Below are 24527 nucleotides of genomic sequence, written 5' to 3' on the forward strand. Positions count from 1 at the left end.
TGAAGCGCTCTGACGCAGGACCGCCGCACGCTGTCGTGTTCGACACCAAGCCGATCGCGTTCGCCGTCCGCGACGTCGTCGCGGGCGTCGACCTGGACGCGATCACGCAGCCGGGCCAGGGAATGGCGCTGTGGCTGCACGCCCCCGACGCGCAGGACATCCACGACGCCCTCGCCGCCGCCGGCACGACGATCGTCTCAGCACCCATCGACGGGCCGTTCGGCCGCACCTTCACATTCGCGGACCCCGACGGCTACCACGTGACCCTCCACGACCGCCACTGAGCCGACCGGCCCGGTCCCCGGCACGGCAGACCGGCCGCCAGGGACACGGCAGAGCCGCTCAAGCAGTGTGAAGCGGCTTCAGCGTTCACGGCGGGTCTCGGGCGTGATGGCGGTCACCGGCGGCAATGCCGGCCCGGCCGCCCAAGCACGGCAGACTGACGCCCAGGCCCCGCAGCGAGGCCGTCACGCGGGTTTTCCCTTCTTGACCTGCGGATTTATCCTCCTGGCAAGTCGCGTCGCGGACCCAGCGGAGCTGGTTTTCCATCTTCCCGTGTCCGTGGACCCGGGCCGCCAGTGTCGCGGGATCGGCGCGTCGGTCGCCGGCAATGAGGTACACGGCCTCGACGGTCCTCTTGCCTTGCTCCGTGACCGTGCGGCGGACCTGCGCGACGTGGGCGGCGCCGGCACGGCCCTGATCGCGCGGCAGGCCCGGCGGCCGTGTCCCATGCTCACGGCCGAGGCCGCGGGGATCGCGGTCCGGGTCGCCCTGGTGTCAAGCCAGGCATCAATGACCTGGTCGAGTCCCCCCCGCCGATCAAGGCGAACGCGCGCCGGAACATGGACTCCTCCGCCGGCCCGCGGGCCGCTCCGTTTTCCACTCGCCTGCCGAGCTGCTGGACGCCCCCGCCGGGGAGATCGTCGGCGCCGCGCTGAGTTACCGCGCGATCGCGTTGTAGCCGTACTTCGGGCACCCCACAGATTGACGGAACTGCCGGTGAGGTCGATACGCCCCCGGAAAAGTGGTGGGGTCACGATGTGGACCGTGCTCGGTGAGAAGGGTCCGGTGTCGCCGCTGCTCGCCATGCCAGGAAACACCGCCGATACAATTCCCGTTCCCGCCCGTGACTCGGCGATTCACGCAACTGTGGTGAGCGTGATCCTGGGGCTGGTGCCAGGTGGCTGTCCCCGGCCGGCTACGGGCCCCGGCTGGTTCCTGGCCGTACCGTCAAGTATGCCTGTCTATTTACTCAAGTGACCGTTCTGCGGGTATTCGCGATCTCGCGTCTACATGAAGACAAGTCAAGTATTGACATGCTCTCGGGGTCTGACTGATGATCACGGGTGTGTCACGGAAAACCCCAAGGAACTTCACATGAACGGCGCATCACTGTGACCAGGTAAGTCCATCGTATTCTCCGGCACGTCTCACCCGTCGATCGACATTCTCCCGATTACGGCACTCCGCACGGTGCCGTGATTCGCTGCGCCTTCGGTCCGCCCCCGGTCCCACCCCCCATAGGAAGGCCAGGCCTTGCCGGTGCAGAACACACCCCACCCCGTTCCCGCAGCTGGGCCCGTTCGCGTCCGCCCAGCCTCCTTCGCCCAGCAGCGACTGTGGTTCCTGGCTCAACTCCCGGGCGCGAACGCCGCGTACAACGAGACCCTCGCCTTCACGCTCACCGGACCGCTCGACCGAGACGCCCTGGTGAGGGCCTTCGATATCCTGACCGACCGTCATGAGACTCTGCGGACAAGGTTAGTGGCCGAGGCGGGCGGTGTGAGCCAGCACATCGACCCGCCGGGAGCCGGGTTCGCTCTCACTTTCGAGGATCTCAGCGCAGACGCCGACGCCGACGAGCGCGTGGCCGAGCGCCAACGGGCCGAGGCGGAGCGGTCGTTCGACCTGGCGGCCGGGCCGCTCGGGCGCGGCCGGCTGATCGCGCTGGACGCCGAACGCCATGTGCTGCTGCTGACGTTCCATCACAGCATCTACGACGGCGCGTCGATGAACGTGATGATGAAGGAGGTCTCCCTCCTGTACACGGCGTCGGTGGCGGACGGCACGGCGGATCTGCCGGAACTCGGCGTGCAGTACGCGGACCACGCGCAGGTGCAGCGCGAGGCCGTGCTCGGCGGGGCCCTCGCCGCTCAAGAGGACCACTGGAAACGCGTGCTGGGTGAGGTACCGCCCGTGCTGGAGCTGCCCACTCGGGGCCCGCGTCCGGCGGAGCAGCGATACGAGGGCGGACGCGTCGAGTTCGCTCTGGACACGGACGTCACGGCCGCCCTCCGCGACCTCGCCAGGTCCCAGGGAGCCACCCTGTTCGTCGCCGTGCTGACCGGCTGGGCCGCCCTGCTGTCCCGGCTGTCGGGGCAGGACGACATCGTTGTCGGAAGCCCGTTCGCCGGCCGGCGCGGACCAGGTGCCGCCGGTCTCATCGGCTTCCTCGTCAACTCCCTTCCGCTGCGCATCGATCTGTCCGGTTCCCCCACCGCGGCCGAGGCACTGGCCCGTACCCGTGCGGTCGTCCGTGACGCCCTCGACCACCAGGATCTGCCCTTCGAACGCATCGTCGAGCTGGTGAACCCGCCGCGCAGCGCCTCCCGTACCCCGCTGTTCCAGACCATGCTGGCCTGGGTTCCGGACCGGCACGACCTGCTGCGGCTGCCCGGGGTGGCGGCCGAGCCGCTCCCGATCGCGCACGCCCCGGCCAAGTTCGACCTCGCCCTGTCGGCGACCGAGTCCGGGGGACGGATCACCGGACACCTCGACCACGCGACCGCCCTCTTCGACGCCACCACCGCCGAGCGCTGGGCCGGACACCTGCGCCATCTGCTCACCGACATGGCCCGGCACCCGGACCGCGACATCCACACTCTGGAACTGATGGAGGAGCGGGAGCGCCAGGCACTGATCGGGGAGGGGGACGCCACACAGGACCCCGGTGCGGCCGGACCGGCCGATCCGACGGCGACCGCCCTGCGCACGGCGACGGGAATCACGGAGCTCTTCGAGGCCCGAGCCCGTGAGCATCCCACGCGTACGGCCGTCGTCGACGACGAGCACGCGATGGACTACGCGGCCCTCGACCGACGCGCCAACCGGCTTGCGCACGCCCTCGCCGCCCGCTCCGTTCGGCCCGGTGATGTGGTGGGACTGCACGCGCGACGCACCTGTGACCTGGTCGTCGGCATCCTGGGCATCCTCAAGGCGGGGGCCGGCTACCTCCCGCTGGATCCCGGACAGCCCCTCGAACGCCTCGCCGCCATGGTCGAGGACGCCGGCTGCCCCGTCGTCCTGAGCGACCACGCCACCGGTGACCGCCCCGCAGAGTGGCTGGAGCTGAGCACCGTGGCGGCCGAGGGAGCGACGGGGGACCGTCCACCGGCCGGCGTCGACCGTGCCCCGGACCGGATCGCCTACGTGATCTTCACATCCGGGTCCACGGGACGGCCCAAGGGCGTCGCCGTCGAGCACCGCAGCGTCCTCAACCTCTTCGCGGTCTGGCACGACCGGATGGGCACCGCCCCCGGCGAGGTCGGCTCGGCCTGGTCGAGCATCGCCTTCGACGCCTCGATCCACGAACTGCTGCTGCCCCTGACCATCGGAGGGGAACTGCACATCGTCCCCGAGAAACTGCGCGCGGACCCGGACGCCGTGCTGGACTGGATGCGCGAACACCGGGTGACACAGGCGTTCCTGCCACCCGCCTACGTCCGGTGGATCGACGAGGATCCCGCCGCACGCCTGCGCGGACTGCACCTGCGCAAGCTGCTGACCGGTGTCGAGTCGCTGACCGAGGCCGCACTGCACCGCATGACCGAGCAACTGCCGGGCCTGCGCGTCTGCTTCGGATACGGCCCCACCGAGGCGACGCTGTACAGCACCGCCCACTACCGGCCCCGCCCGCTGGAACGCCCCTGCCCCATCGGCCGGCCGCTGCCCGGCACCCGCTGCTATGTGCTCGACGCCCATATGCAGCCGGTCCCGCCCGGCGTCGTGGGCGAGGTCTATCTCGGCGGCGCGTCCCTGGCCCGCGGCTATCTGAACCGCCCCGACCTCACCGAGGAACGCTTCCTGCCCGACCCGTTCGTCCCCGGCGCCCGCGTCTACCGCACCGGAGACCTCGCCCGCTGGGGCGACGACGGCCAGGTCCACTACGCGGGACGCGCCGACGACCAGGTCAAGCTCCGCGGCTTCCGGATCGAACCCGCCGAGATCGAGGCGGCGTTGATGCGTCTGCCGGGCGTCAGGGAAGCCGTCGTCCTCGCCGACCGCGACGCGGCAGGCCAGCCCCGGCTGGTCGCCGGCGTCGGCCGGGGGAGCGCGCCGCTCAGCGGCGACTGGCGTACCGCACTCGCCCACAGCCTGCCCGACTACATGATCCCCGCCGTGCTCGTGGACCTGGCGGGCCTCCCACTGAACCGCAGCGGCAAACTCGACCGCCCCGCACTGCTGCGGCTCGCCCACGAGCAGACGTCCGACCAGGTCAACACCGCCAGCCCACGCGACCACATCGAACACGCCCTGTACCGAATATGGCAGCGCATCCTGCTCCACCCCGCCATCGGGGTCGGCGACAACTTCTTCGACATCGGCGGCACGTCCCTCTCCGCCATCAAGATGGCCCACCACGTCACCGAGACCTTCGGCCGCCGACTGCCGGTCGCCGAGGTGATGGTGCGCCCCACCATCGAGTCGCTCGCCGCGCTGCTGCGCGCGGACGGCACCGACCGTGCGCCGGGCAGCCTGATCGAGTTCCGCCGCGGCACGGGCCCCCGGGTGATCTGCGTGCACCCCGCCGGTGGCACCGCCTTCTGCTACCTCCCGCTGGCCGCCTTCCTGCCCGAACACACCGGTCTGTACGGCATCCAGTCCCCGGGCGTGAACCCCGGGGAGGAGGTCCTGCCCACGGTGGCGGCCATGGCCGAGGCATATCTGCGCCTGCTCGAACCGCTCGGCGAAGGGCCGCTCGTGCTGACCGGGCTGTCCTACGGCGGGCTCGTCGCCCACGAGATGGGACGCCGGCTGAGTCACGCCGGACGCGGTGACGTCAGCGTCGTCCTGCTCGACACCCAGGCGACCGACGACGCCTTTGCCCGCGAAGCGATCACCACCGTCGACGCGGCCGAGTTCCGCGAGAAGCTCGTGAGGTTCAACGGGATGTATCCCGGCATCGACGACGCCCAGGTGGACCGCTACTTCCGTCTCTACAACCACAACAGGCTCACCGCCCGGGACCACGTGCCGGCCGTCTCCCCGGCCCGCCTCGTCCTCGCCCAGGCCGTGCCGGACGGCGCCGACACCCCCTTCCACGCCCAGGTCCGCGACTTCTGGCGGCGGCGCGCGCAGGGCGAGTTCCGGGTCGAGACGATGGAGTGCGACCACTGGGAGATCCTGGAAGGCACCGAGACCGCCCGGGTCGCCGCGCTGCTGGCCGCCGAACTGGCCCACCACGACCCACGGTTGACACCGCGGCCGGACGCCGTCGCCGCGCCGGTGGGGGAGGCCTGATGGACACCTCCGCCCTCCCGGCGTCCGCCTCGCTCGCCGAGGCCGTGCTCGACCGAGCCCGCCGCACGCCCACGGCCACCGCCGTCGAGGACGGCACCCGGGTCCTCGACTACGCGGAACTCGACCGGCTCAGCGGCCGGGTGGCCGCACACCTGCGCCACCGCGGAGTGGGCCCCGGCCAGGCCGTCGCCGTCTGCCTGCCCCGCTCCTGGCGACTGGTCTGCGTGCTGCTCGGCATCCGCCGCGCCGGGGCCACCGTCGTCCCCCTCGACCGGCTCAGCCCGCACGACCGGCAACAGCACATCCTCGCGGACTCCGGTGCCGTGATCGTGGTCCACGACGGACAGACCGCCCACCCCGGCGGAGTCCACGCCGACCTGCTCCTCGCCCCGGAGCCGGTGGCCGGGCCGGCGCCGGCGCCCGACGGCAGCACCGGGACCGGCTTCGTCTTCTACACCTCCGGCAGCACGGGCCGCCCCAAGGGCGTCGAGGTCACCGACGCCGGAGTGCTGCGGCTGGCCCGCCCCGGCTATATCGACCTGCGGCCCGGCCGCCGCTACGCCTGCCTGGCCAACCCGGCCTTCGACGCCCTCAGCTTCGAGGTGTGGACCCCGCTGCTGACCGGCGGCGTCTGCGTCGTGCTCGACGACACCCAGGTGCACAGCCCGCAGCGGCTCGCGGCCGTACTGCGCGAGCGCCGCGTGGACACCCTGTTCATCACGGTGGCCCTGTTCAACGCGGTCGTCGAGAAGGCGCCCCACTGCTTCGCCGACGCCACCCAGGTCCTCGTCGGCGGCGAACGGCTCGACCCGGGAGTGATACGCCGCTGGTACGAGGCCAATCCCGACGCCGGCACCGTCCTGCACAACGTGTACGGGCCGACGGAGGCGACGACGTTCGCCCTCTGCCACCCCATCCCACGGGACTTCGACGGCGACTCGATCCCGATCGGCACCGCGCTGCCGGGAACCGGCCTGCTGCTGCGCACCCAGGACGGCCGCACCGCGGAGCCGGGCGAAGTGGCCGAACTGCTGCTCTGCGGAACGGCCCTGGCCCGTGGCTACCGCAACCTGCCCGAGCAGACCGCACGCAGCTTCGTCGAGCTGCCGGACGGGAGCGGCACCACACGCCGCTGGTACCGCACCGGCGACCTCGTGCGCGGGGACGCGGACGGACGCGTCACCTACGTCGGCCGGGCCGACCGGCAGGTCAAGGTGCGCGGCTTCCGTATCGAACCCGGCGAGGTCGAACGGCAGATCCTGACCCTGCCCGCCGTCCGCCAGGCATACGTGTGCACCCGGCGCGACGCGGCGGACCGCAACGAGCTGCTGGCCTTCCTCGTCGCCGGGGACGGCCTCGCCTTCGACGGCTACGAACACCACCTCACCACCGCCCTGCCGTCGTACATGCGCCCCCACCACACCTACCTGGTCACCGCGCTCCCGCTGACCGGCAACGGAAAGGTCGACCGGGCCGCCCTGCTCGGCGCCGCGGGAACACCGTGGCGCGGCACACGAGCGGGTGCCGCGCACATCAGTGCTGAGCAGCGGCCGGTGCTGGACGTCGCCGAGGAGATCCTCGGCGTTCGCGGACTGCGCCCCGACGACCGCTGGGCCCAGAGCGGCGGCGACTCACTGCAAGCGCTGCGGTTCCGCTTCGAGATCCTCGGCCGCTTCGCCGTCGACCTGCCCCAGGACCTGGTGCTGCGCGCCGACTTCGCCGCCCTCGCGGACGCGGTCCACACCCCGGATCCCGGCACGGGCGAGCACCCGCCGGTGCCGCCGGCCACGGGCGAGCCGGTCGCACCGGCCACCGGCGAGCAGGAACGCCTCTGGCTCCTGCACGTACGCGACCCGCAGGACCGCTCCTACGACGTGCCGCTCGTCTTCCGGATCGAGGGCCCCGTCGACACCGAAGCACTGCACCGCGCCGTGCGCTCGCTGGTGGAGCGGCACCCCGCCCTCCGCACCCGGCTGGTCCCCGCCGCTGACGGGCTGCTCCAGCGCATCGAAAAGCCCTACGACCCCTGGCAAGTGCTCGATCGCCGGCCGGGGGAGCGGTGGCAGGACACCGCCGACCGCTTCTTCGCCCACCGCTTCGACCTCACCGAGCCGGGGATGCTCCGCGCCGCCTGGGCCGAGCGGTCCGACGGCGGTCTCCTGCTTGTCCACCTGCACCATGTGGCCGTGGACGGCTGGTCCCTCAACCTGCTCTTCCATGACCTCAGCGTGGCGTACGCCGGTGCCGGCCACCGCCCGGCACCGGACACCACACCCCTCGACTTCGCGCGCTGGCAACGCGACTGGCACACGAGTGACGGCTACGAACGCCGCCGCACGCGCCTGCTCGCCCACTACGGCGGCGACACACCGCTGTCACCCTCCCTGCCCGTTCCCGGGCGAACGGACCGACCGCGGGCGAGGCTGCTGCGCACCTCCCTCGACCTGGTCCGCCGCACCGCCCTGGACCGGTGTGCCGCGGAAGCCGGCCTGACCAGGTTCCAGCTCCTGGTGTCCGCGTTCACCGCGAGCCTGTACGGGGTGACGGGACAGACCCGCCCGCTGGTCGCCACCCCGGTGGCGAACCGTCCCCGCCCCGAGTTCGCCGAAGCGGTCGGCATGTTCGCCAACACCGTGCTCCTCGATCCGACCGCCCGGCCGCACGACACCCTGAGCGCTCAACTCGCCGCGCACGCCGGCACCGTACGCGCCGTTCTGGAAGGCCAGGAGGTCGCCCTCGCCGACGTCCTCACCGACCGGGCGTTCCGCGACCGCACCCCGCTGTTCGACTACCTGTTCGTGCTGGAGAACACCGAGTTCTCCCGACTGCGCCTGGCGGGCTGCGAGGTCCGGCCGCGCTGGCCGGAGCCGACGGGCGCCAAGTGTGCCCTCACCCTGTCGGTGGTCGAGCACGAGTCCGGCTTCGACTGCCTGTGGGAGTACCGCGACGACATCGGCACCGAGCGCGCCGAGGCCGCTGCCCGGCTCTTCAGCGAGACCCTCGACCACCTGACCGCCGGCACCGGGATCACCCTGCGCGAACTGGTCGCCCCCCACCGCCGGACCCTGGCCGCCGGCACGGGCCGCGGCGCGCAGTCGGAGCCGGACTTCGCCACCGTGGCCGACGGATTCGCCCGCCAGGTCGCCCGCACCCCCGAAGCCCCCGCCGTCACCCGCGCAGGGACCACCCTCACGTATGCCGAACTCGACGCGCAGGCCAACGAGTTGGCGTCGGCGCTGAGCGCCTTCCGGCCGGCCGATCCCGCCGCGCCGGCGGCCGTGGCCCTCTACCTCCAGCCCTCCGTCGAACATGTCGTCGCGCTCCTGGCGGCGGCCCGGCTCAACCTGACCATCGTCCCCCTCGACCCCGCCTATCCGCCGTCCCTGCTGCGCCACGTGCTCGACCAGGCGGATCCGCTGTGTGTCCTGGTGGCCCCCGAGGACGACGGGGCAGCCGGCGTCCTCGACACCATCGCCCCGCCCCACCTGCCACGGCACACGGTCACCCGCACCGACACGCCCCGAGCCGCCCGCGTACCCCACCGGCACCAGGGGCTGCGCCCGCTGTACACCCTGTTCACGTCCGGCTCCACCGGCACCCCGAAAGGCGTCCAGGTACCCGACAGGACCCTGTGCAACCTGCTCACCTGGCAGCGGGCCGAGGGCGCACTGCGCGGGCCCGCCGTCACGCAGCAGTTCTCGATGCTGTCCTTCGACGTCTCCTTCCAGGAGATCCTGACCACCCTGTGCTCCGGCGGCGAGCTGCGCCTGATCGAACCGGCCTGGCGGCAGGACGTTCCGGCCCTGCTGGAGCAGCTGGAGCACGGGGCCGTGGAACGGATCTTCCTGCCGTATGTGGCCCTGAACCTGCTCGCCGAACACGGCGTGCGCCTCGGGCGGTTCCCGTCCAGGCTGCGCGACGTCGTGACCGCCGGCGAGCAACTGGTGTGCACCGACGCCATCCGCCGCTGGTTCGCGGGGCTTTCCGGAGCCCGGCTGTTCAACCACTACGGCCCGACCGAGACCCACGTCGTCAGCGGCCTGTGCCTCGAAGGCAACCCCGCCGACTGGCCGTTGCGCCCCGCGATCGGGCGCCCGGTGGCGGGAGCCGTGCTGCGCGTGGTCGACGAGGCGGACCTCCCCGTACCGCCCGGTGTCACCGGCGAGTTACTCATCGGCGGCCCCATGGCCGGACGCTGCTACCTCGGCGACGACGGCGCACACCACGACCGGTTCGTCGAGGACCCCGGCCTCGGCACCTTCTACCGCACCGGCGACCGGGCACACTTCGACCGGCAGGGCCTGCTGCACTACGCGGGCCGCGACGACGGCCAGGTCAAACTCGGCGGACACCGGCTGGAGCTGGGACAGGTCGAGGCCGCGCTGCTCCAGTACCCCGGGGTGGCGGGCGCCGTCGCCGCCGTACAGGACGGCCGGCTGCTGGCCGTCCTCCAGTGCCGCGGCGCGGACCCCGACCCGGCCGGTCTCGCCGCACACCTCGCCGGCCTGCTCCCGGCCTACGTACGCGTCGCCCGCTTCCGCCTGCTCGCGGACCTGCCGCGCACACCGAGCGGCAAGCTGGACCGCCGGGCGGCACTCACCGCACCGGGCCGTGACCTGCTGCCGACCGCTCCCACGGCCGACACCTCCTCGCCCCTCGAACGACGGCTGGCCGAGCTGTTCGAGACGGCGACCGGCAAGTCGGCCGGCGTGGACCAGCGGTTCTTCGACGCCGGGGCCACCAGCCTGGACCTGATGCGCTTCCATCTGAGATGCGCGGGCGAGGGCGACCTCCCCTTCTCCGTACCCGATCTGTTCGAGCACGTCAGCGTCCGCGCGCTGGCCCGTTTCATCACGGACGGGGCCACCGCCGCCGGTCCGGCCCGTGGGACGGATGCGGCACGAGCGGACGAACCCGCTGCCTTCGACGAACCCACCGCCGTCGATGAACCCGTCGCCGTCGTCGGGATGGCCGTGCGCCTGCCCGGTGCGCCCGACCTGGCCGCCTTCTGGGACCTGGTCACCAGCGGGCGCCGGGGCATCGAGCACTTTCCCGCGACCGACGGCAGGACCGGCGCCCGCAGCCAGCTGGCGGGCCTGCTCGCCTTCGACCCGGGCCGGTTCACCATCAGCCCGCACGAAGCCCGGCTGATGGATCCCCAGCAACGCCATCTGCTGATGAACTGCGTCGAGGCACTCGCCCACGCCGGTCTCGGCGACCCGACCACCCGGCGGGTCGGGATCGTCACCTCCTGCGGCGAGAACACCTACTTCCAGCGCATGCTGCGCGAGGGCGATACCAGCGCGCTGCCCGACGCCTTCCGCCTCGCCCAGCACCACGAGAAGGACTTCCTCGCCACCAAGGCCGCCTACCACCTCGGGCTCACCGGCCCGGCGTTCACCATCCAGTCCGCGTGCTCCAGCTCCCTCGTCGGCGTGCACGTCGCCGCCGGCATGCTGCGGCAGGGCGATGCCGAGGTGATGCTCGTCGGCGGCGTCCTCGTCGACACCGAGCTGACCGACGGCTACACCTACCGGCCGCAGCACATCTTCTCGCCGGACGGACACTGCCGGCCCTTCAGCGCCGACGCCGAGGGCACCGTCGCGGCCAGCGGCACCGGCGTCGTCGTCCTCAAACCGCTCGCCGCCGCCCGCCGCGACGGCGACACCGTGTACGCCGTCCTCACGGGATCGGGAGTCAACAACGACGGCTCCGACAAGCTCGGTTACAGCACCCCGGCCCTCGCCGGACAGCGGGCCGCCATCCGCGCCGCCCTGACGCGCAGCGGCCGGCACGCCGCCGACCTCGGGTACATCGAGGCACACGGCACCGGCACCCGACTCGGCGACCCCGTGGAGGCCGCCGCGCTGCGCCAGGCCTACGCACTGGCGGACGACGCGCGGGTGCCGCTGTCGTCGGTGAAGAGCCAGATCGGACACCTGGGCGCCGCGGCCGGCGTGGTCGGCCTGGTGCGGGCCGTGCTCGCCGTGCACCACGGGGTCATCCCGCCCACGGCCGACTTCGACCGGCTCAACCCCGAGATCGACGACGGCCCGTTCCGCATACCGGTCGCGGCCGAGCCCTGGCCGGCGGCCCGGCCCAGGGTGGCCGCCGTGAGCAGCTTCGGCATCGGCGGGACCAACGCCCACGTGCTGCTGGAACAGCCGCAGGACACGCAGGCCCCGCGAGAGCCGGAGACAGTGCCCTGCCTGACGCTGTCGGGCAGTTCCGCGGCCGCCGTACGCGCCGATGCCCGCCGCATCGCCGACTACCTCGACGCGCATCCCGGCGCCTATCCGCGGGTGCTGCGCCACCTCCAGGCAGGCAGGGCCGCGCTCGGCCACCGCGCGGCGGCGGTCTGCCCCGACGCCACCTCCGCCGTCGCCTGGCTGCGCTCCTTGACGGTGACCGCGCCACCCTCATCGACCCCGCTGCCCGTCGACGGCCTCGACCCGCACGCCCTCGCCGAGGCATGGACGGCCGGACACACCCTCGTATGGCCCGCGGGCCCTGCCTCCGCACCCTGGGACTTCCCGCCGCCCGCCTTCGAGACGGCCGACTACGACTTCCCGCGCGCACCCGATCGGCCGGAGCCCGCGCCGTCGGCGGGCGGACCGGCCGGAGCACCCGCATCCGAGGGGGCGGTCCGGCTGCCCGCGGCCGAATGGCTGCACCAGCCGTCGTGGACGCGTCTGCGCCGCGCCCGCGTCGCCGCCCGTGAACCCCGCCGTACCGCCGTGGTCGTCACCGCACCCGAGTCGGACGGCACGTGGCGGCGGTTCCTCGCACCGCACTACGCCCGCATCGTGACCGTGCGCGCCGGTGACGCCTTCGTCCGCCTCGACGACGACCGCTACGAGGCCGACCCGGCCGAGCCCGCACACCTCGCCGCCCTGCTCACGCGCGTCACCGGCCCCACCGCACCCGACGTGGACTGGCTGCACGCGCTGCCGCTCGCCCTGGACGGCCGCCCGCGCACCTCTGCCCTGGAGACGGCCCAGTGGGCCTGCCTCGACACGGTCGCCGCGCTCGCCCTGGCGCTGGCCGACCTCCCGGACGGCCGACGGCCGCGCGCCTGGCTGCTGTCCCACGGGGCACAGCCGGTCACCGGCGCCGTCCGCACCCCCGAGGTCGGCCTGCTCGCCGCGGCCCTCGAAGTCCCCCGGCAGGAACTGGGCGTATCCCTGCGCTGGGCCGACCTGCCAGGACCCCGCCCCGTCGACTGGGCGGCCCGGCTGCCGGACCTGCTCCTCGACACCACCCTCCCCGAGACGGTGACGGCGACGGCGCTGCGCGACGGGTTCTGGTGGTGCCGCACGATCCAGCCCGTCCCCGCGCCGGAAGCCGTTCCGGCCGCGGTCCGCCCGGCCGCCGCAGGCACCCACCTCGTGCTCGGCGGCACCGGCGGCCTCGGCAGCACCCTGGCCGCACGCCTGCTGGAAGACCCCGGCAACCGCGTGGTCCTCGTGGCGCGCGGCACCGATACGCCGGCCGCGCTCAGGGCGTTCGCCGACCGCGTCACCCTGGTACCCGCCGACCTCGCCACCGAGGAACCGGAAGCGGTCGCGGAGCGGCTGGCCCCGCACCTCGGCGCACTCACCGGCATCGTCCACGCCGCCGGAACCGCCGCGGGCGGCCTCCTCGCCCGGCGCGAGCCCGGCACCGCGCGCCGCGCCACGGCGGCCAAGCTGCGCGGCGCGCTGCTCGTCGAACTCCTCATCGCCCGGCACCACCCCGACCACGCGCTCTTCTGCTCGTCGATGGCCGCCCGGTTCGGCGGGGTCGGCCAGTTCGACTACGCGGCGGCGAACGCCTGCCTGGACGCCTACGCCCACCACGCGCCCCCCGACGGAGACACCACCGTGCGGATGAGCATCGGCTGGGACGTGTGGCGGGACGTCGGCATGGCGCGGGACGCGCTGCGCGGTGACGCCCGTCACCAGGCACATCTCGCGGTCGCGCTCACACCCGCGGAGGGCGCGGCGGTGTTCGAGCGGGCCCTGCACCTGCAACTGCCGCACCTGATGGTCAACACCACGGACCTGGCCACCGCGCCGGTCTTCTACGAACCGGTACCCGACGCGCGCCCGGCCGCCGCGGTCGACGACCCCGCCGCCGAACTCACCGGCATCCTTCTCGACCTGCTCGGCGTGGACACCATCGATCCGCAGACCGCACTGTACGACCTGGGCGCCGACTCGCTGACCCTCCTGGAACTCCTCGACGAGGTGAAGCGCCGGCTCGGCACCGACATCGAACTGTCCCGCCTCAGCCACCGGGTGAGTCTCGCCGAGATCCTCGGCCACCTCGGCACCGGCGCCCGGCCGCCGGACGCCGTGGACGTGGAGGTGTGGCAGCCCGGCACGGGCGGAGACGTGCTGTGCCTGGTGCATCCGGTGGGCGGTGACATCCAGGCCTACCGCCCCTTGGTCGCGGCCCTGCCGGACGATCTGACGGTCTGTCTGATCGCCGACCCGGCGCTGCGCGACCCCGCGCTGCCCTCCTGGTCGATCACCGACCGCGCCGGACGCTATCTGGCCGCCGTACGGGACGCGTTTCCCGGCCCCGACCGCCGACTGCGGCTCGCCGGCTGGTCGTTCGGGGCGTGGACCGCCCTGTCCATGGCGGCGCTCGCCGAGTCCGAGAACCGTGCGGTGTCCGCCCTGTACCTCCTCGACCCGCCCCCGCCCGGCGCCGGGCGACGCCTCGCCGCCTACGACGAGGAGCAGGTGGACGCCGTCTTCGCCCGCGAGCTGAGCGGCAACGGCGCGGGACCGCTGACGGAGCCGGGCCGCAGCTACGCCGAACGCCTCGCGCGCTGCTGCCGTGCCAACCTCGCCGCCATGGCCGAGCACCGGGTGCCGCGCCTGGACGCCACACCCACCACCGTGTGGCTCGCCGAACGCCTCGTTGCCGAAGGACACCTCGCGCCGGAACCGACCGCCCCGGACGACTGGGACGACCATCTGCCCCGGCCGCTGCGCGTCCACCGCATCGACGCCGACCACTACGAACTCGTCACCGAGCCCCACGTCCGGGACATCGCCGCCGTCCTCGCGGCGGCGGCCCCGCCCGACGAGCCGGACCCCGTCCGACGGTCCTGAGGAGGTGACCACCGTGCAGCACCCCTACCTGCGCCTGCCCGCGCGGTCCTTCTGGCGCACCGCGGTCGCCGAACCCGAACCCGCGGACATCACCGACCTGTGGACGCCGAAGTTCGCCATCGGCCAGGACGATCCGGTCGTCACCGCCGGATCCTGCTTCGCCGGACACATCGGCCGTGCCCTCCTGGAGCAGGGCATGCACTGGTACGACGCCGAGCCGCCACCCCCCGGACTGACCCCCGCACAGCACGCGGCGCGCGGCTACCGCCGCTTCTCGTTCCGCACCGGGAACATCTACACCGCCGCGGGCCTGCGCCAGTGGGTGGCCTGGGCGCTCGGCGAGGAGAGACCGCCCGAGGAGGTGTGGGCGGAGGCCGGCGCCTGCCACGATCCCTACCGGCCGACCGTGGAACCGGACGGGTTCGCCTCGCCCGAGGCCCTGCTGCGCTCCCGCGAGGTCACCCTCGCCGCCGTCCGCACCGCCCTGACCGAGGCCACCGTCCTCGTGTTCACCCTCGGCCTGACCGAGGCATGGCACGACAGCCGCACCGGCACCGTGCTGCCGATGTGCCCAGGAACCGTCCGCGGCACCTATGACCCCGCCCGGCACGTCCTGCACAACCACACGGTGACCCGGGTGCACCGCGACCTCACCGCTGTCCTCGACATGGCACGCGGCGTCAACCCGCGGCTGCGCACCGTCCTGACGGTCTCCCCGGTGCCGCTGACGGCGACCGCCACCGGCCGCCACGCCCTCGTCGCCACCACGCACTCCAAGTCCGTCCTGCGCGCGGCGGCCGGACAGCTCGCCGACGAGTCGGACGACGTCGACTACTTCCCGTCGTACGAGATCGTCACCGGCTTCCCCTACCGGGCGGCGTGCTACGAACCCAACCTGCGCACGGTCAGTCCCGGCGGTGTGGCCTTCGTGATGCGGCACTTCTTCACGGCCGTGCAGGGCCGAACCGGCCCGGCAACTCTCGTGAACGGCCCGGCCGGTCCGGCCCCGGCACACGACGGCCCGCCCGGTCCGGGGCGGCCCGCGGCCCAGGAGACCACCCCAGCCGCCGGCGGAGAGGACGACTGGTGTGACGACGCGGTACTCGACTACTACGCCCCCCGCCCGGTTCCTCCTGCTGGGTGACTCCCACGCCGGCTGCGTCGGACGCGCCGCCCGGGCCGCCGAACTCCCCTTCGCGGGCGGCCCGGTCGGGTCCGGCCGTGACTTCCTCGGCCCCTTCTTCGACATCGCGGGCGACGGCCTCGCCTTCCGGGACACACAGGCCCAGCGGCTGTTCCGGGAGTTCCTCGACACCCTGGAGGTGAGCGCACTGGCCGGTCTGCCCGTGCCGCTGGTGTGCACCTTCGGCCTGAGCGCCCACACCGTGGCCACCCGGCAGAACTGGGACATCCACCGCGACCGGCACGGCACCGTCCCGGACGGCTTCCTGCGCAGCGGCCTGTTCGCCGCCCTGGTCAGGGCGACCGTCCGCGGCGCGCTCGCCTTCTACGAGCACACCGCCGAAGCCGGCCTGCGCGTGCTGGCACCCCTGCCCCCGCAACGCGTCCCCGGCATCTCCGACGCACGTGTCTTCTTCGCGGCGCAGGACGTCATCGGCGCCGAACTCGCCGCACGCGGCGTCGAGATCGTCGACCTGCGCGCCCGCGTCACCGACGGATCGCGGCGGCAGCGTCCCGCCTTCTGCCGGACCGACGACACCATCCACGGCAACCTCGCCTTCGGCCGCCTCGTGGTCGCCGAACTCCTCGACCGCGGAGTGTGACCCCGCACCCGCCCACTCGATCCCACGGAGGTCCCTCATGGAGGACTACGCATTGCGGGCCGTCGAACGGCTCACCACCCGCCCCGCCGAGCCCTACGCCACCCTCACCGTCGCCCCCATCACCCCGCTGCTGGGCGCCGAGGTCACCGGCCTCGACCTCGCGCGGGAGCTGACACCCGAGCAGGAGAAGGAACTCAAGCACGCCTTCCACACCCACCACGTCCTGGTCTTCCGCGACCAGGACATCACACCGGAGGAACACAAGCGGTTCGCGGGCGTCTTCGGCGAACTGCACCCTGTCGCCCTCGCACCCGAGGGCTCCGACCCGTACATCCTGGAGATCAAGGCGACCAAGGAGTCCCGGGCCGTCGCGGGCAACGGCTGGCACGCCGACGGCACCGCCGACGCCGAGCCCTCGCTCGGCTCGATGCTGTACATCACCACGATCCCCGAGGGCGGCAGCGGCGGCGACACCCTCTTCGCCAACATGCACCTCGCCTATGAGCTGCTCTCACCCGCCATGCGCGGCTTCCTGGACGGGCTGACCGCGGTCCACGACGGTGCCCTGCCGTGGACCGCGGCCGGCCAGACCCCGCCGCCCGAGTACGACGTGCCGTGCACCGTCCATCCCGTGGCCGTCCGGCACCCGGAGACCGGCCGCAAGCTGCTGTTCGTCAACGCCCCCTACACCTCGCACATCACCGAGCTGTCCCGAGCCGAGAGCGACGCCCTGCTGGAGCTGCTGTACGCGCACATAGCCCGGACCGCGCTGCTGCACTGCCGGGTCCGCTGGCAGGAACGCACCCTCGTGTTCTGGGACAACCGCAGCGTCCAGCACCACGCCGTGTGGGACTACTTCCCGCACACCCGGGAGGGCCGTCGCGTCGCGATCGACGGCACGAGCCTGCACGCCTGACCGGTTCCCGCCGACGGAAGCGAAGGTGCCCCATGACCACGACAGCCGACTCGGAGGCGTTCCTCGCCGCGCTGCGGGCCCCGGCCGACGAACCTCCCGGCGCGGGCGTGGCCGGGGCACCGCCGCCGATCTGGCTGTGGCGCCTCGCCACGGCCGTCCACGAGCATCTGCCGTCGGCCGCCGGGGCCGACTGGGCGGCCCGTCTGCACGGCCTGCTGACCGCGGCGGAACACCCGGCAGGCCTGCGCGCCGTGCACGTCTGGCACGCGCATACGGTCCTGCCGCTCCTCACCGAGACGGCAACCGGTGCCGAACCGGGCGCGTTCGACACACTGGGCGCCCTGCACCGCGCGGCGGCGCGCGGGACACCGGCCGGCCGGGACACCTGGAGGGCGGCCCTCGGACCGGTGTCGCTGTGGCTGCACGCCGCCGCCTACGACCGGGCGAGCAGCTACGCCGAGGGGCATGCCGGCGCCCGCGACCACGCGCTGGCCAACGGGTTCTCCGCAGCCGAGGCCCGGACGTACGGCCACGCGTACGCACAGTTGAGCACTGACGCCAATGCCCGGGCCTTCGCCGAGGCCCACACCGAGGCACTCGGTGACGCGCTCGCTTCGGCGTACGCGGCCGGTGACGCGCGGGCCTATGCCGACACCTACCCCGGAGCGCAACTGCGCGCCGTCGTCCGCGCCACGACGGCGCGGGACGACGGCCCGCAGGCCTCCCGACTGGCCGAGGGCCTGCTCATGGCGCTAGGGCCTCTCGTTTGGATCAGGCCGGGCTCGCGGGCCCTGGCACCGCGCCTCGCGGCGTTGTCGTCGGTTGTCAGGGCTCCGCCCTGCCGCCCTCCTCCGCCTTGCGATCCACGGCACCAGACCCCGCTCCCTGATCCGGCCTGATCCAAACGAAAGACCCTAGGCCCTGTCAGGCTCGGTCTCGACCTGGCGCGCGGAGCAGCCAGCGCCAGCGCGGTTGTTCGGTGACTGTCACGATCAGGCACAGCACGGTCGTTGCCGCGGCGGCCCACCAGGGCCAGAGCGCCCACGCTGCCGCTGTGGCGGCTGCGAGCTGCATCAGCACCAGGAGGATCGTCACGATGCCGGGCACCGCTATGGGTGTGTCGCCGCCCGGTCTGTCGCCCGGCGTGCTGAAGACCATGGGCAGCCCGATCAGCAGCACCACGGCGCCGATCGCCAGGGCCGGCGAGTGCGGCCACAGGGCCCAGGGAGCGCCCACCCACGCGATCAGTTCGGTGAGGAAGCGAAGTGCCCCTCTGGCGTAGTCGTTCTGGGACGGATTCTTGTCGATCACCGTAGTGGCCGCCTGTCGTTTGTCAGCGTGTGGGCGCGGCGGGCCCGGGGGTTGCCGTGGCGGCCCGGAGTCCTCGGTCGATGAAGGTGATCATCCAGATGAAGCTGTCGTCGACGTCTGTGTCGTGCTGGAAGCCGCCTGTGACTTCGAGGGTCGCGAACCCGTGCAGCGTGCTGCGCAGCATCCGCAGGGCGTGGATTTCCTGGGCGGGGTCCAGGTGGTATCCGCGGAGCACGGCCGAGAGGGAGTCGAGTGCCCGGGCGCTGGCGGGGACGAACGGGTCGTCGGGTCCGTCCGGGCGGGCACTGTTGAGTGCCGCGTACCGGCCGGGATGTTCTCGTACGTACGTCCGCATGGCCTGCGCGGCGGCGGCGAGGGCGTCGCCGCCGACGCGGCCCTGCGTTGCGTCGCGGATGGCGTCGCCGAGTTCGGTCGCGGCCAGGACGGCGATCCGGTGGGCGAGGTCGGCCTGGCTGGTGACGTGCTTGTAGAGCGAGGGGGTCCTGACCCCGAGCCGCTCGGCGACCAGGCCCATGCTGAGCTGGGCGAACCCGATCTCGTCGACCAGCGTGGCGGCTGCCTCGGTGACCGACGCCGGGTCCAGGCCGGCCCTAGGCACGGGTCACCGTCCTGGCCAGGAAGGGCAGGGTCAGCGCGACGACCTGCTCAGCGGTCTGCGCGTGCAGGTAGTGACCGGCGCCCTCGATGACCGCCAGCTCACCGAGGCCCTCGGGCAGGTCGGCGATGATCCGCTCGCCCTCGGCGCGCGGGTCGGCCCAGTCGGGGTCGGCGCTGCCCTCGATCACCAGGACCGGGCAGGCGACGTTGGGCAACTGCGCGCCGGCGTCGGCCGCGGACTGGCACATGGCCTGGAGCGCCTTCATCCGGCCGGGCTCGCTCAACTTGGCCTCTATGCGCGCCAGTTCGCTGTCCCAGTCGGCGGGCTTGACCGGGTACGCCAGGTCGAGGTACTGCTTCCAGGCTGGCAGACTTCCCAGCAGGGCGACCCGCCCCATCCGGGTGGCGCCGGCCCGGTAGCGCTTCACCCGCATCAGCCCGCCGAGGTCGTTCAGCTGTTTGCGGGTGAACGGTGCCAGTTCGATGACGCCGGTGATCAGGTCGGGCGCGGTGGCGGCCGCGATGGTCGCGGCTCCGCCGCTCATCGAATGGCCGATGATCACGGCCGGGCCCCCGAGGTGACGCACCAGGGCGACCAGGTCGCCGGCGATGTCGGTGCGGCTTTAGCCGTCCCAGCCGAGGCTGGAGTCGCCGCAGCCGCGCACGTCGACGTTCGCGACCCGGTAACCGGCCGTGGCCAGGGCCGGGGCGACGAAGCGGTAGGAATGCCGGCTGTCGCCCAGGCCGTGCGCCAGAACGACGAGAGGGCCCTCACCGATCAGGTCGTAGGCGATGGTGTTGTTGCCGATGGCAAGGTGCTCGGTCATGACGTCCTCCGGCTGGCTAACTCGGTTAGCTATAAGCTAGTGACGTTAGCCAGACATGTCAACGCACCCGCCCGACCCACCGATTCCCGCCGCCCCTCCGGTCCCCGGTCAGTTGAGCTTGGTGAGCTGGGCGAGGACGGTCTCCGGGGCGGCGTCCGCAGGGATGTCGGCCAGGAGGAAGTCACCGGACGGGAGCGCCACGCCGGCACCGTGCCAGAACTCCTGCGGGATCCGTGGTCCGGTCAGCCCGGCGCCGACGACCCGCACGCCGTGCCCGGTCCGGCGGCCCAGCGCCCAGCGGTAGTGGTCGGTCACATTGCCGACCGGTGTGTGAACGCTGTCGTCGACCTGCGGCAACCGGCCCGAGCGCGGGTCGCGTTCGTCGAGCAGCAGCATCGAGACGGACGGTGCCGCCAGCCGCCGCAGCCAGTCCGCGACGTACATCGCGGCGGTCTCCGGGTGATCGGCGTTCAGGTCCGTGAGCGGACCGGCACCGCTGAGCTCGTGGGTCCGCGCCAGCCACAGCAGCGGGGACGGGATCTGTACCACGAGCGGCGCGGCAGAGGTCTGCGCCACGATCTCGGTCAGCTCGGCAGCGGCGACGGCGGTGGGCTCGTGCGCCAGCAGCGTGCGCAGGGCGTACCCGGTCCGCGGCCGGGCCGACAGGGCGGCGCGCAGCGTGTCCTGGCGGGCGAGGGCGTCGTCGTAGTAGGCGCCCAGATCCAGCAGGGTGGCGTCGGACCGGAGCAGGCCCTGGGCCTGCCCGGCGTACTGCGCGAAGGCCACCGGGTCGGTCCACGGGACGGGGCGGCCCTGCAGGATGACGGCGCGGGCGTAGTGCTGGTGGTCGACGATCAGCGCGGTCGGGCGACCGGAGGGCGGGGCGGAGAGGAGGGAGGCGAAGTCCATGGCCATGGGTGTTCCCGGCGTCGAGATACGGCTCGGAGGAGAGATGAGGAGGGGGCCCGGTGGGGAGCCGCGGTGCGGCTCCCCACCGGGCGCGGGCGGCCGGCTCAGCCGCCCAGGACGACCTTGAGGGCGTTGGTCTTGGCCGCGTCCGCGAAGGTGTCGTACGCGTCGAGGATCCGGTCGAGCGGGAAGTGGTGGCTGGCGAACCGGTCCACGGGCAGCCGCCCGTCGCGCACCAGCCGGAGCAGCATGGGCAGGGTGTCGGTGTTCACCAGGCCCATGGAGATCGCGATGTTCTTGATCCACAGGTCCTGGAGCGGCAGCTCCACCGGCTTGCCGTGCACGCCGACGTTGGCGACGTTCCCGCCCGGACGGACCAGGTCGAGCGCCATGGCGAACGTGTGCGGGATCCCGACCGCCTCCACCGCGACGTCCACCCCGTCTCCGTCGGTGAGCGCGCGGACTTCGTCCTGCCAGCCGCTGCCGCCGGAGTTCACCGCGTGGGTGGCGCCGAAGGAGAGCGCCTGCTGTGCGCGGTGGTCGTCGATGTCGATCGCGATGATCCGCGCGGCGCCCTGGAGCCCCGCCGTGGCCGACACCGCGAGGCCCACCGGCCCGGCGCCGATGACCGCCACGGTGTCGCCCGGCTTGACCCGCCCGTAGCGAACGCCGATCTCGAAGCCGGTGGGGAGGATGTCCGAGAGCATCACACCCTCCGCGGGGGTGACCCCCTCGGGCAGTCTGTGCAGCGAGGTCTCCGCGTACGGCACGCGGACGTACTCGGCCTGGGTGCCGTGGACGAGGTGTCCGAGGATCCACCCCATGCCCGGCGCCCCCTCGTCGCCCGCGCAGTGGGAGTGGAGCCCGCGGCGGCAGTAGGCGCACCGCCCGCAGTTCTTGATGCAGGCGATGATCACCTGGTCCCCGGTGGCCAGGGTGCTGACGGCGCTCCCGGTCGCCACGACCGTCCCGACGCCCTCGTGCCCGAGGACCCGGCCCTCGGCGACCGAGGGCACGTCGCCCTTGAGGATGTGCAGGTCACTGCCGCAGATGGTGGTGGCGTCGATCTTGACGATCACGTCTGTCGGCGCCTCGATCGTCGGGTCGGGGACGGTGTCCCACGACTTGTGACCGGCGCCGTGGTGGACGAGTGCCTTCATCGGTGTCTCCTTGTGCGTGGCACAGCGGGTGAGTCGAGGACGGGTCAGGACTTGCGGTGCACCTCTTCGCCGTGCTTGTCCTCCAGCTCGCGGACCCGTTCCTCGAGTCGGGCGATCTTGATCTCGCGGCGGTCGGGGACCATGACGAGCGGGAGTTCCTTGAGCGGAGCCGTCACTCGCTGCGGGCCGTCGTTCGTGAACACGGTCGCCGTGATGTCAGCGGTGTCCGAACCCCAGGAGCCGTAGTAGAGCAGGTCCTTCGGAGGCTCGGCCGTGACGAACTCCGCGCAGAATTCGGCAAAGGGCTTGCCCCGCCGGAGCCTGGCCCTGCGGGCGGCGTCCCGCGCGGCCCCGGTGGCCTCGACGTCGAGGCGGAACGTCTGCGGGTCGTAGCGCACGCCGAAGATCTCCTCCGCGACCTGCCGGCTGATCCGCCCGAGTTCGGCGTCCTGGACGACCGATTCGGGCAGCCGCTCCAGCGGGTCGCCGTAGCCGCCGCCGGCACCCTGGCTGATCATGTACAGCTCGCCGTCCTTGGCGATGTCGAACTGCAGACCCATGTGGTAGGTCGCGTAGCGGCCGTCCTCGAAGGGACGCTCGTTCATGACCTTCTCGATCGACAGGTCGAACTTCTTGTTGTCCCGGCGGATGTGTTCGTAGACGTTGGTTCCCTTGACCATGGCGAGCGGGTAGGTGCCGCAGCCGTAGCCGCCGTACATGCCGTAGACGGAGGAGAACTTCGCCCCGGACGTCACCGTCATGAACCCCCATTGCGGGGTGCCCTCGACGGCGACGATCATCTCGTAGCCCATCCCGCCGGTGAACTTGCCGAAGCCCATGTTGTCGCGGACCAGCCGCTTGGACACCAGCTGCATGAAGGGGACTTCCTCCTCCATGACCTCCTGCTCGGCCGTGTCGGCCATCGCGCAGAAGAGGGGAGAGATCGCGTCCTCGCCGTCGCGGAAGGGCTTGGCGCCGCCCGGCATGCCGTTGAGGTCCGCGCAGAGGTTGCCGACCATGTCGCCGTGCTGGGTGATCCCGCCCCAGAGAAACGTGTTGATCTGGTTGAACCAGTTGGCGACGACGTTGCTGTATTTCTTCGGGGTGGAGAAGGACATCCGGCTGTAGAGCGCCTGCATCGCCGAGAACCCGCGGAACGAGGCCTGGAGCGACTGTCCCATCGGCGCGTCGTAGGAGGCGTCGGCCCAGGTGCCCTCGTCGGAGATGATCTCGATGCAGCTCATGGCCGAGGTGCAGCGCGGCAGGTCCGGCCACCAGAAGGCGAGGATGGCCTGCATGAACATCGACTTGACCGAGCAGAGCGGGCTGTTGATGGCGCGGTTGAGGATCTCCGGGCCGGTGCCGCGCAGATCGACGGTCATCGTGTCGCCCTTGACGGTGATCTTGCAGGCGAACTTGATGAGGATGTTCTCCTTCAGCGTCGAGTCCATGAACTGGTCGAACCGGTAGGTGCCATCGGGTAGTTCGCTGATCCGGCGGCGCACTTCCGCGTCGACGTCCTCGACCGTGGTCCGCAGCGCCGCGACGAAGGTGTCCACACCGACCTCGTCGATGATCTTGTCGACCCGTTCCATGATCTTGCGCACCGCGGTGATCTTCACCTTGAGGTCGGCGAGCTGGAGCTTGGGGTCACGCACCGAGTGCTGGAGGAAGGTCAGCAGGTCGCGACGGAGCCGCCCGCGCTCGACGATCTTGAAGGGGCTCATCCGCAGCCCGTCGTCGAAGGGAGTCTCCGAGCCGGACGGCATACCGCCCGGCTCACAGGCGCCGTTCTCGCCCTCGTGGATCGTCGCGGCGACCCAGGCGATGATCTCGCCGCCCCTGATGATCGGCATGATCATCGACTGGTCGGTGTTGTGGATGTTCCCGAACCGCGCGTCGTTGTGGATGAACCCGTCGCCCTCGTGGATCCCGACGGTCGGCTCGTCCTTCCAGTACTTCATGATGTAGCGGATCGGATGGTGCAGGATCGCGCTGAACGCGATGACGCCATGGCAGGAGAGGTACGAGACGTCCCCGGCCGCGGTGTAGATGGCGGTCGTGAGGTCGCCCCACTTCGCGCCGGGCGCCGCTCCCTGCGCCTCGCACATCTCGTAGCCCTCGTCGAGCGCGCCGGCGATGCGCTTGCGGATGCGTTCGACCTGGAGGCGGTCGACACCGGCCGCGATCGCCCGTTCCTCGTGCCCGGACCTCGACGAGATGCCGTGGTCACGCATGATGGCCGGGTCCGGGCCGAGGAACAGGGTGGTCTCGTCCATGAACTGGTCGACCCACTCCTGCTCCTGGGGAGTCAGGATCGTCGACGGCTTGTCATCGATGGTGGTCATGCCAATGGCTCCTTCTGCTGCGCGTGGGCG

The 24527-nt window shown here is 72.3% G+C and carries 12 protein-coding genes and 1 pseudogene; 7 read left to right on the forward strand and 6 right to left on the reverse strand.

What is annotated here, in order from left to right; genetic code table 11:
* The 7 genes from CTZ28_RS34370 to CTZ28_RS34400 form a co-directional block, all read left to right on the forward strand.
* The coding region (locus CTZ28_RS34370) for a VOC family protein (RefSeq protein WP_121893735.1) at window positions 1-284 on the forward strand (284 nt) is incomplete at its 5' end.
* 1258 nt (window positions 285-1542) lie between these two features.
* On the forward strand, window positions 1543-5520 hold the full coding sequence (locus CTZ28_RS34375; RefSeq protein WP_121893736.1) for a non-ribosomal peptide synthetase: 3978 nt from the start codon (window positions 1543-1545) through the stop codon (window positions 5518-5520).
* Window positions 5520-14624, forward strand: coding sequence for a non-ribosomal peptide synthetase (locus CTZ28_RS34380; protein ID WP_121893656.1), 9105 nt, complete (start codon window positions 5520-5522; stop codon window positions 14622-14624). Before CTZ28_RS34375 ends, CTZ28_RS34380 begins: the two co-directional genes overlap by 1 nt.
* A gap of 13 nt (window positions 14625-14637) precedes the next feature.
* Entirely contained in the window at window positions 14638-15768 is a 1131-nt protein-coding gene (locus CTZ28_RS34385; RefSeq protein WP_121893737.1) for a GSCFA domain-containing protein, read from the forward strand.
* Window positions 15713-16408, forward strand: a complete 696-nt coding sequence (locus tag CTZ28_RS34390; RefSeq protein ID WP_183154726.1) for a hypothetical protein — start codon at window positions 15713-15715, stop codon at window positions 16406-16408. Before CTZ28_RS34385 ends, CTZ28_RS34390 begins: the two co-directional genes overlap by 56 nt.
* A 37-nt stretch (window positions 16409-16445) precedes the next feature.
* Window positions 16446-17324: a TauD/TfdA dioxygenase family protein gene (locus CTZ28_RS34395; protein ID WP_121893657.1), complete on the forward strand. Its 879-nt coding sequence runs from the start codon at window positions 16446-16448 to the stop codon at window positions 17322-17324.
* Between the two features lie 32 nt (window positions 17325-17356).
* Complete coding sequence (locus CTZ28_RS34400) at window positions 17357-18223, forward strand: serine/threonine-protein kinase (RefSeq protein WP_183154727.1); 867 nt, start codon at window positions 17357-17359, stop codon at window positions 18221-18223.
* Window positions 18224-18248: 25 nt separating this feature from the next.
* On the opposite strand, the gene CTZ28_RS34405 is transcribed toward CTZ28_RS34400, so the two are convergent.
* From CTZ28_RS34405 to CTZ28_RS34430, 6 genes and pseudogenes are all read right to left on the reverse strand, one after another.
* Entirely contained in the window at window positions 18249-18635 is a 387-nt protein-coding gene (locus CTZ28_RS34405) for a hypothetical protein (RefSeq protein WP_121893658.1), read from the reverse strand.
* A gap of 22 nt (window positions 18636-18657) precedes the next feature.
* A complete protein-coding gene (locus CTZ28_RS34410) occupies window positions 18658-19254 on the reverse strand; it encodes a TetR/AcrR family transcriptional regulator (protein WP_121893659.1) in 597 nt (198 codons plus the stop codon).
* A pseudogene (locus tag CTZ28_RS34415) lies at window positions 19247-20080 on the reverse strand (alpha/beta fold hydrolase). The gene CTZ28_RS34410 and the pseudogene CTZ28_RS34415 overlap by 8 nt, the downstream one beginning before the upstream one ends.
* Window positions 20081-20188: 108 nt before the next feature.
* A complete protein-coding gene (locus CTZ28_RS34420; RefSeq protein ID WP_121893660.1) occupies window positions 20189-20995 on the reverse strand; it encodes a hypothetical protein in 807 nt (268 codons plus the stop codon).
* Between the two features lie 98 nt (window positions 20996-21093).
* Window positions 21094-22149, reverse strand: a complete 1056-nt coding sequence (locus CTZ28_RS34425; RefSeq protein WP_121893661.1) for a zinc-dependent alcohol dehydrogenase family protein — start codon at window positions 22147-22149, stop codon at window positions 21094-21096.
* Window positions 22150-22193: 44 nt separating this feature from the next.
* A complete protein-coding gene (locus CTZ28_RS34430) occupies window positions 22194-24497 on the reverse strand; it encodes a hydantoinase B/oxoprolinase family protein (protein ID WP_121893662.1) in 2304 nt (767 codons plus the stop codon).
* Window positions 24498-24527 lie beyond the last annotated feature (30 nt).

The organism is Streptomyces shenzhenensis (assembly GCF_003688995.1).
Lineage (GTDB): Bacteria > Actinomycetota > Actinomycetes > Streptomycetales > Streptomycetaceae > Streptomyces > Streptomyces shenzhenensis_A.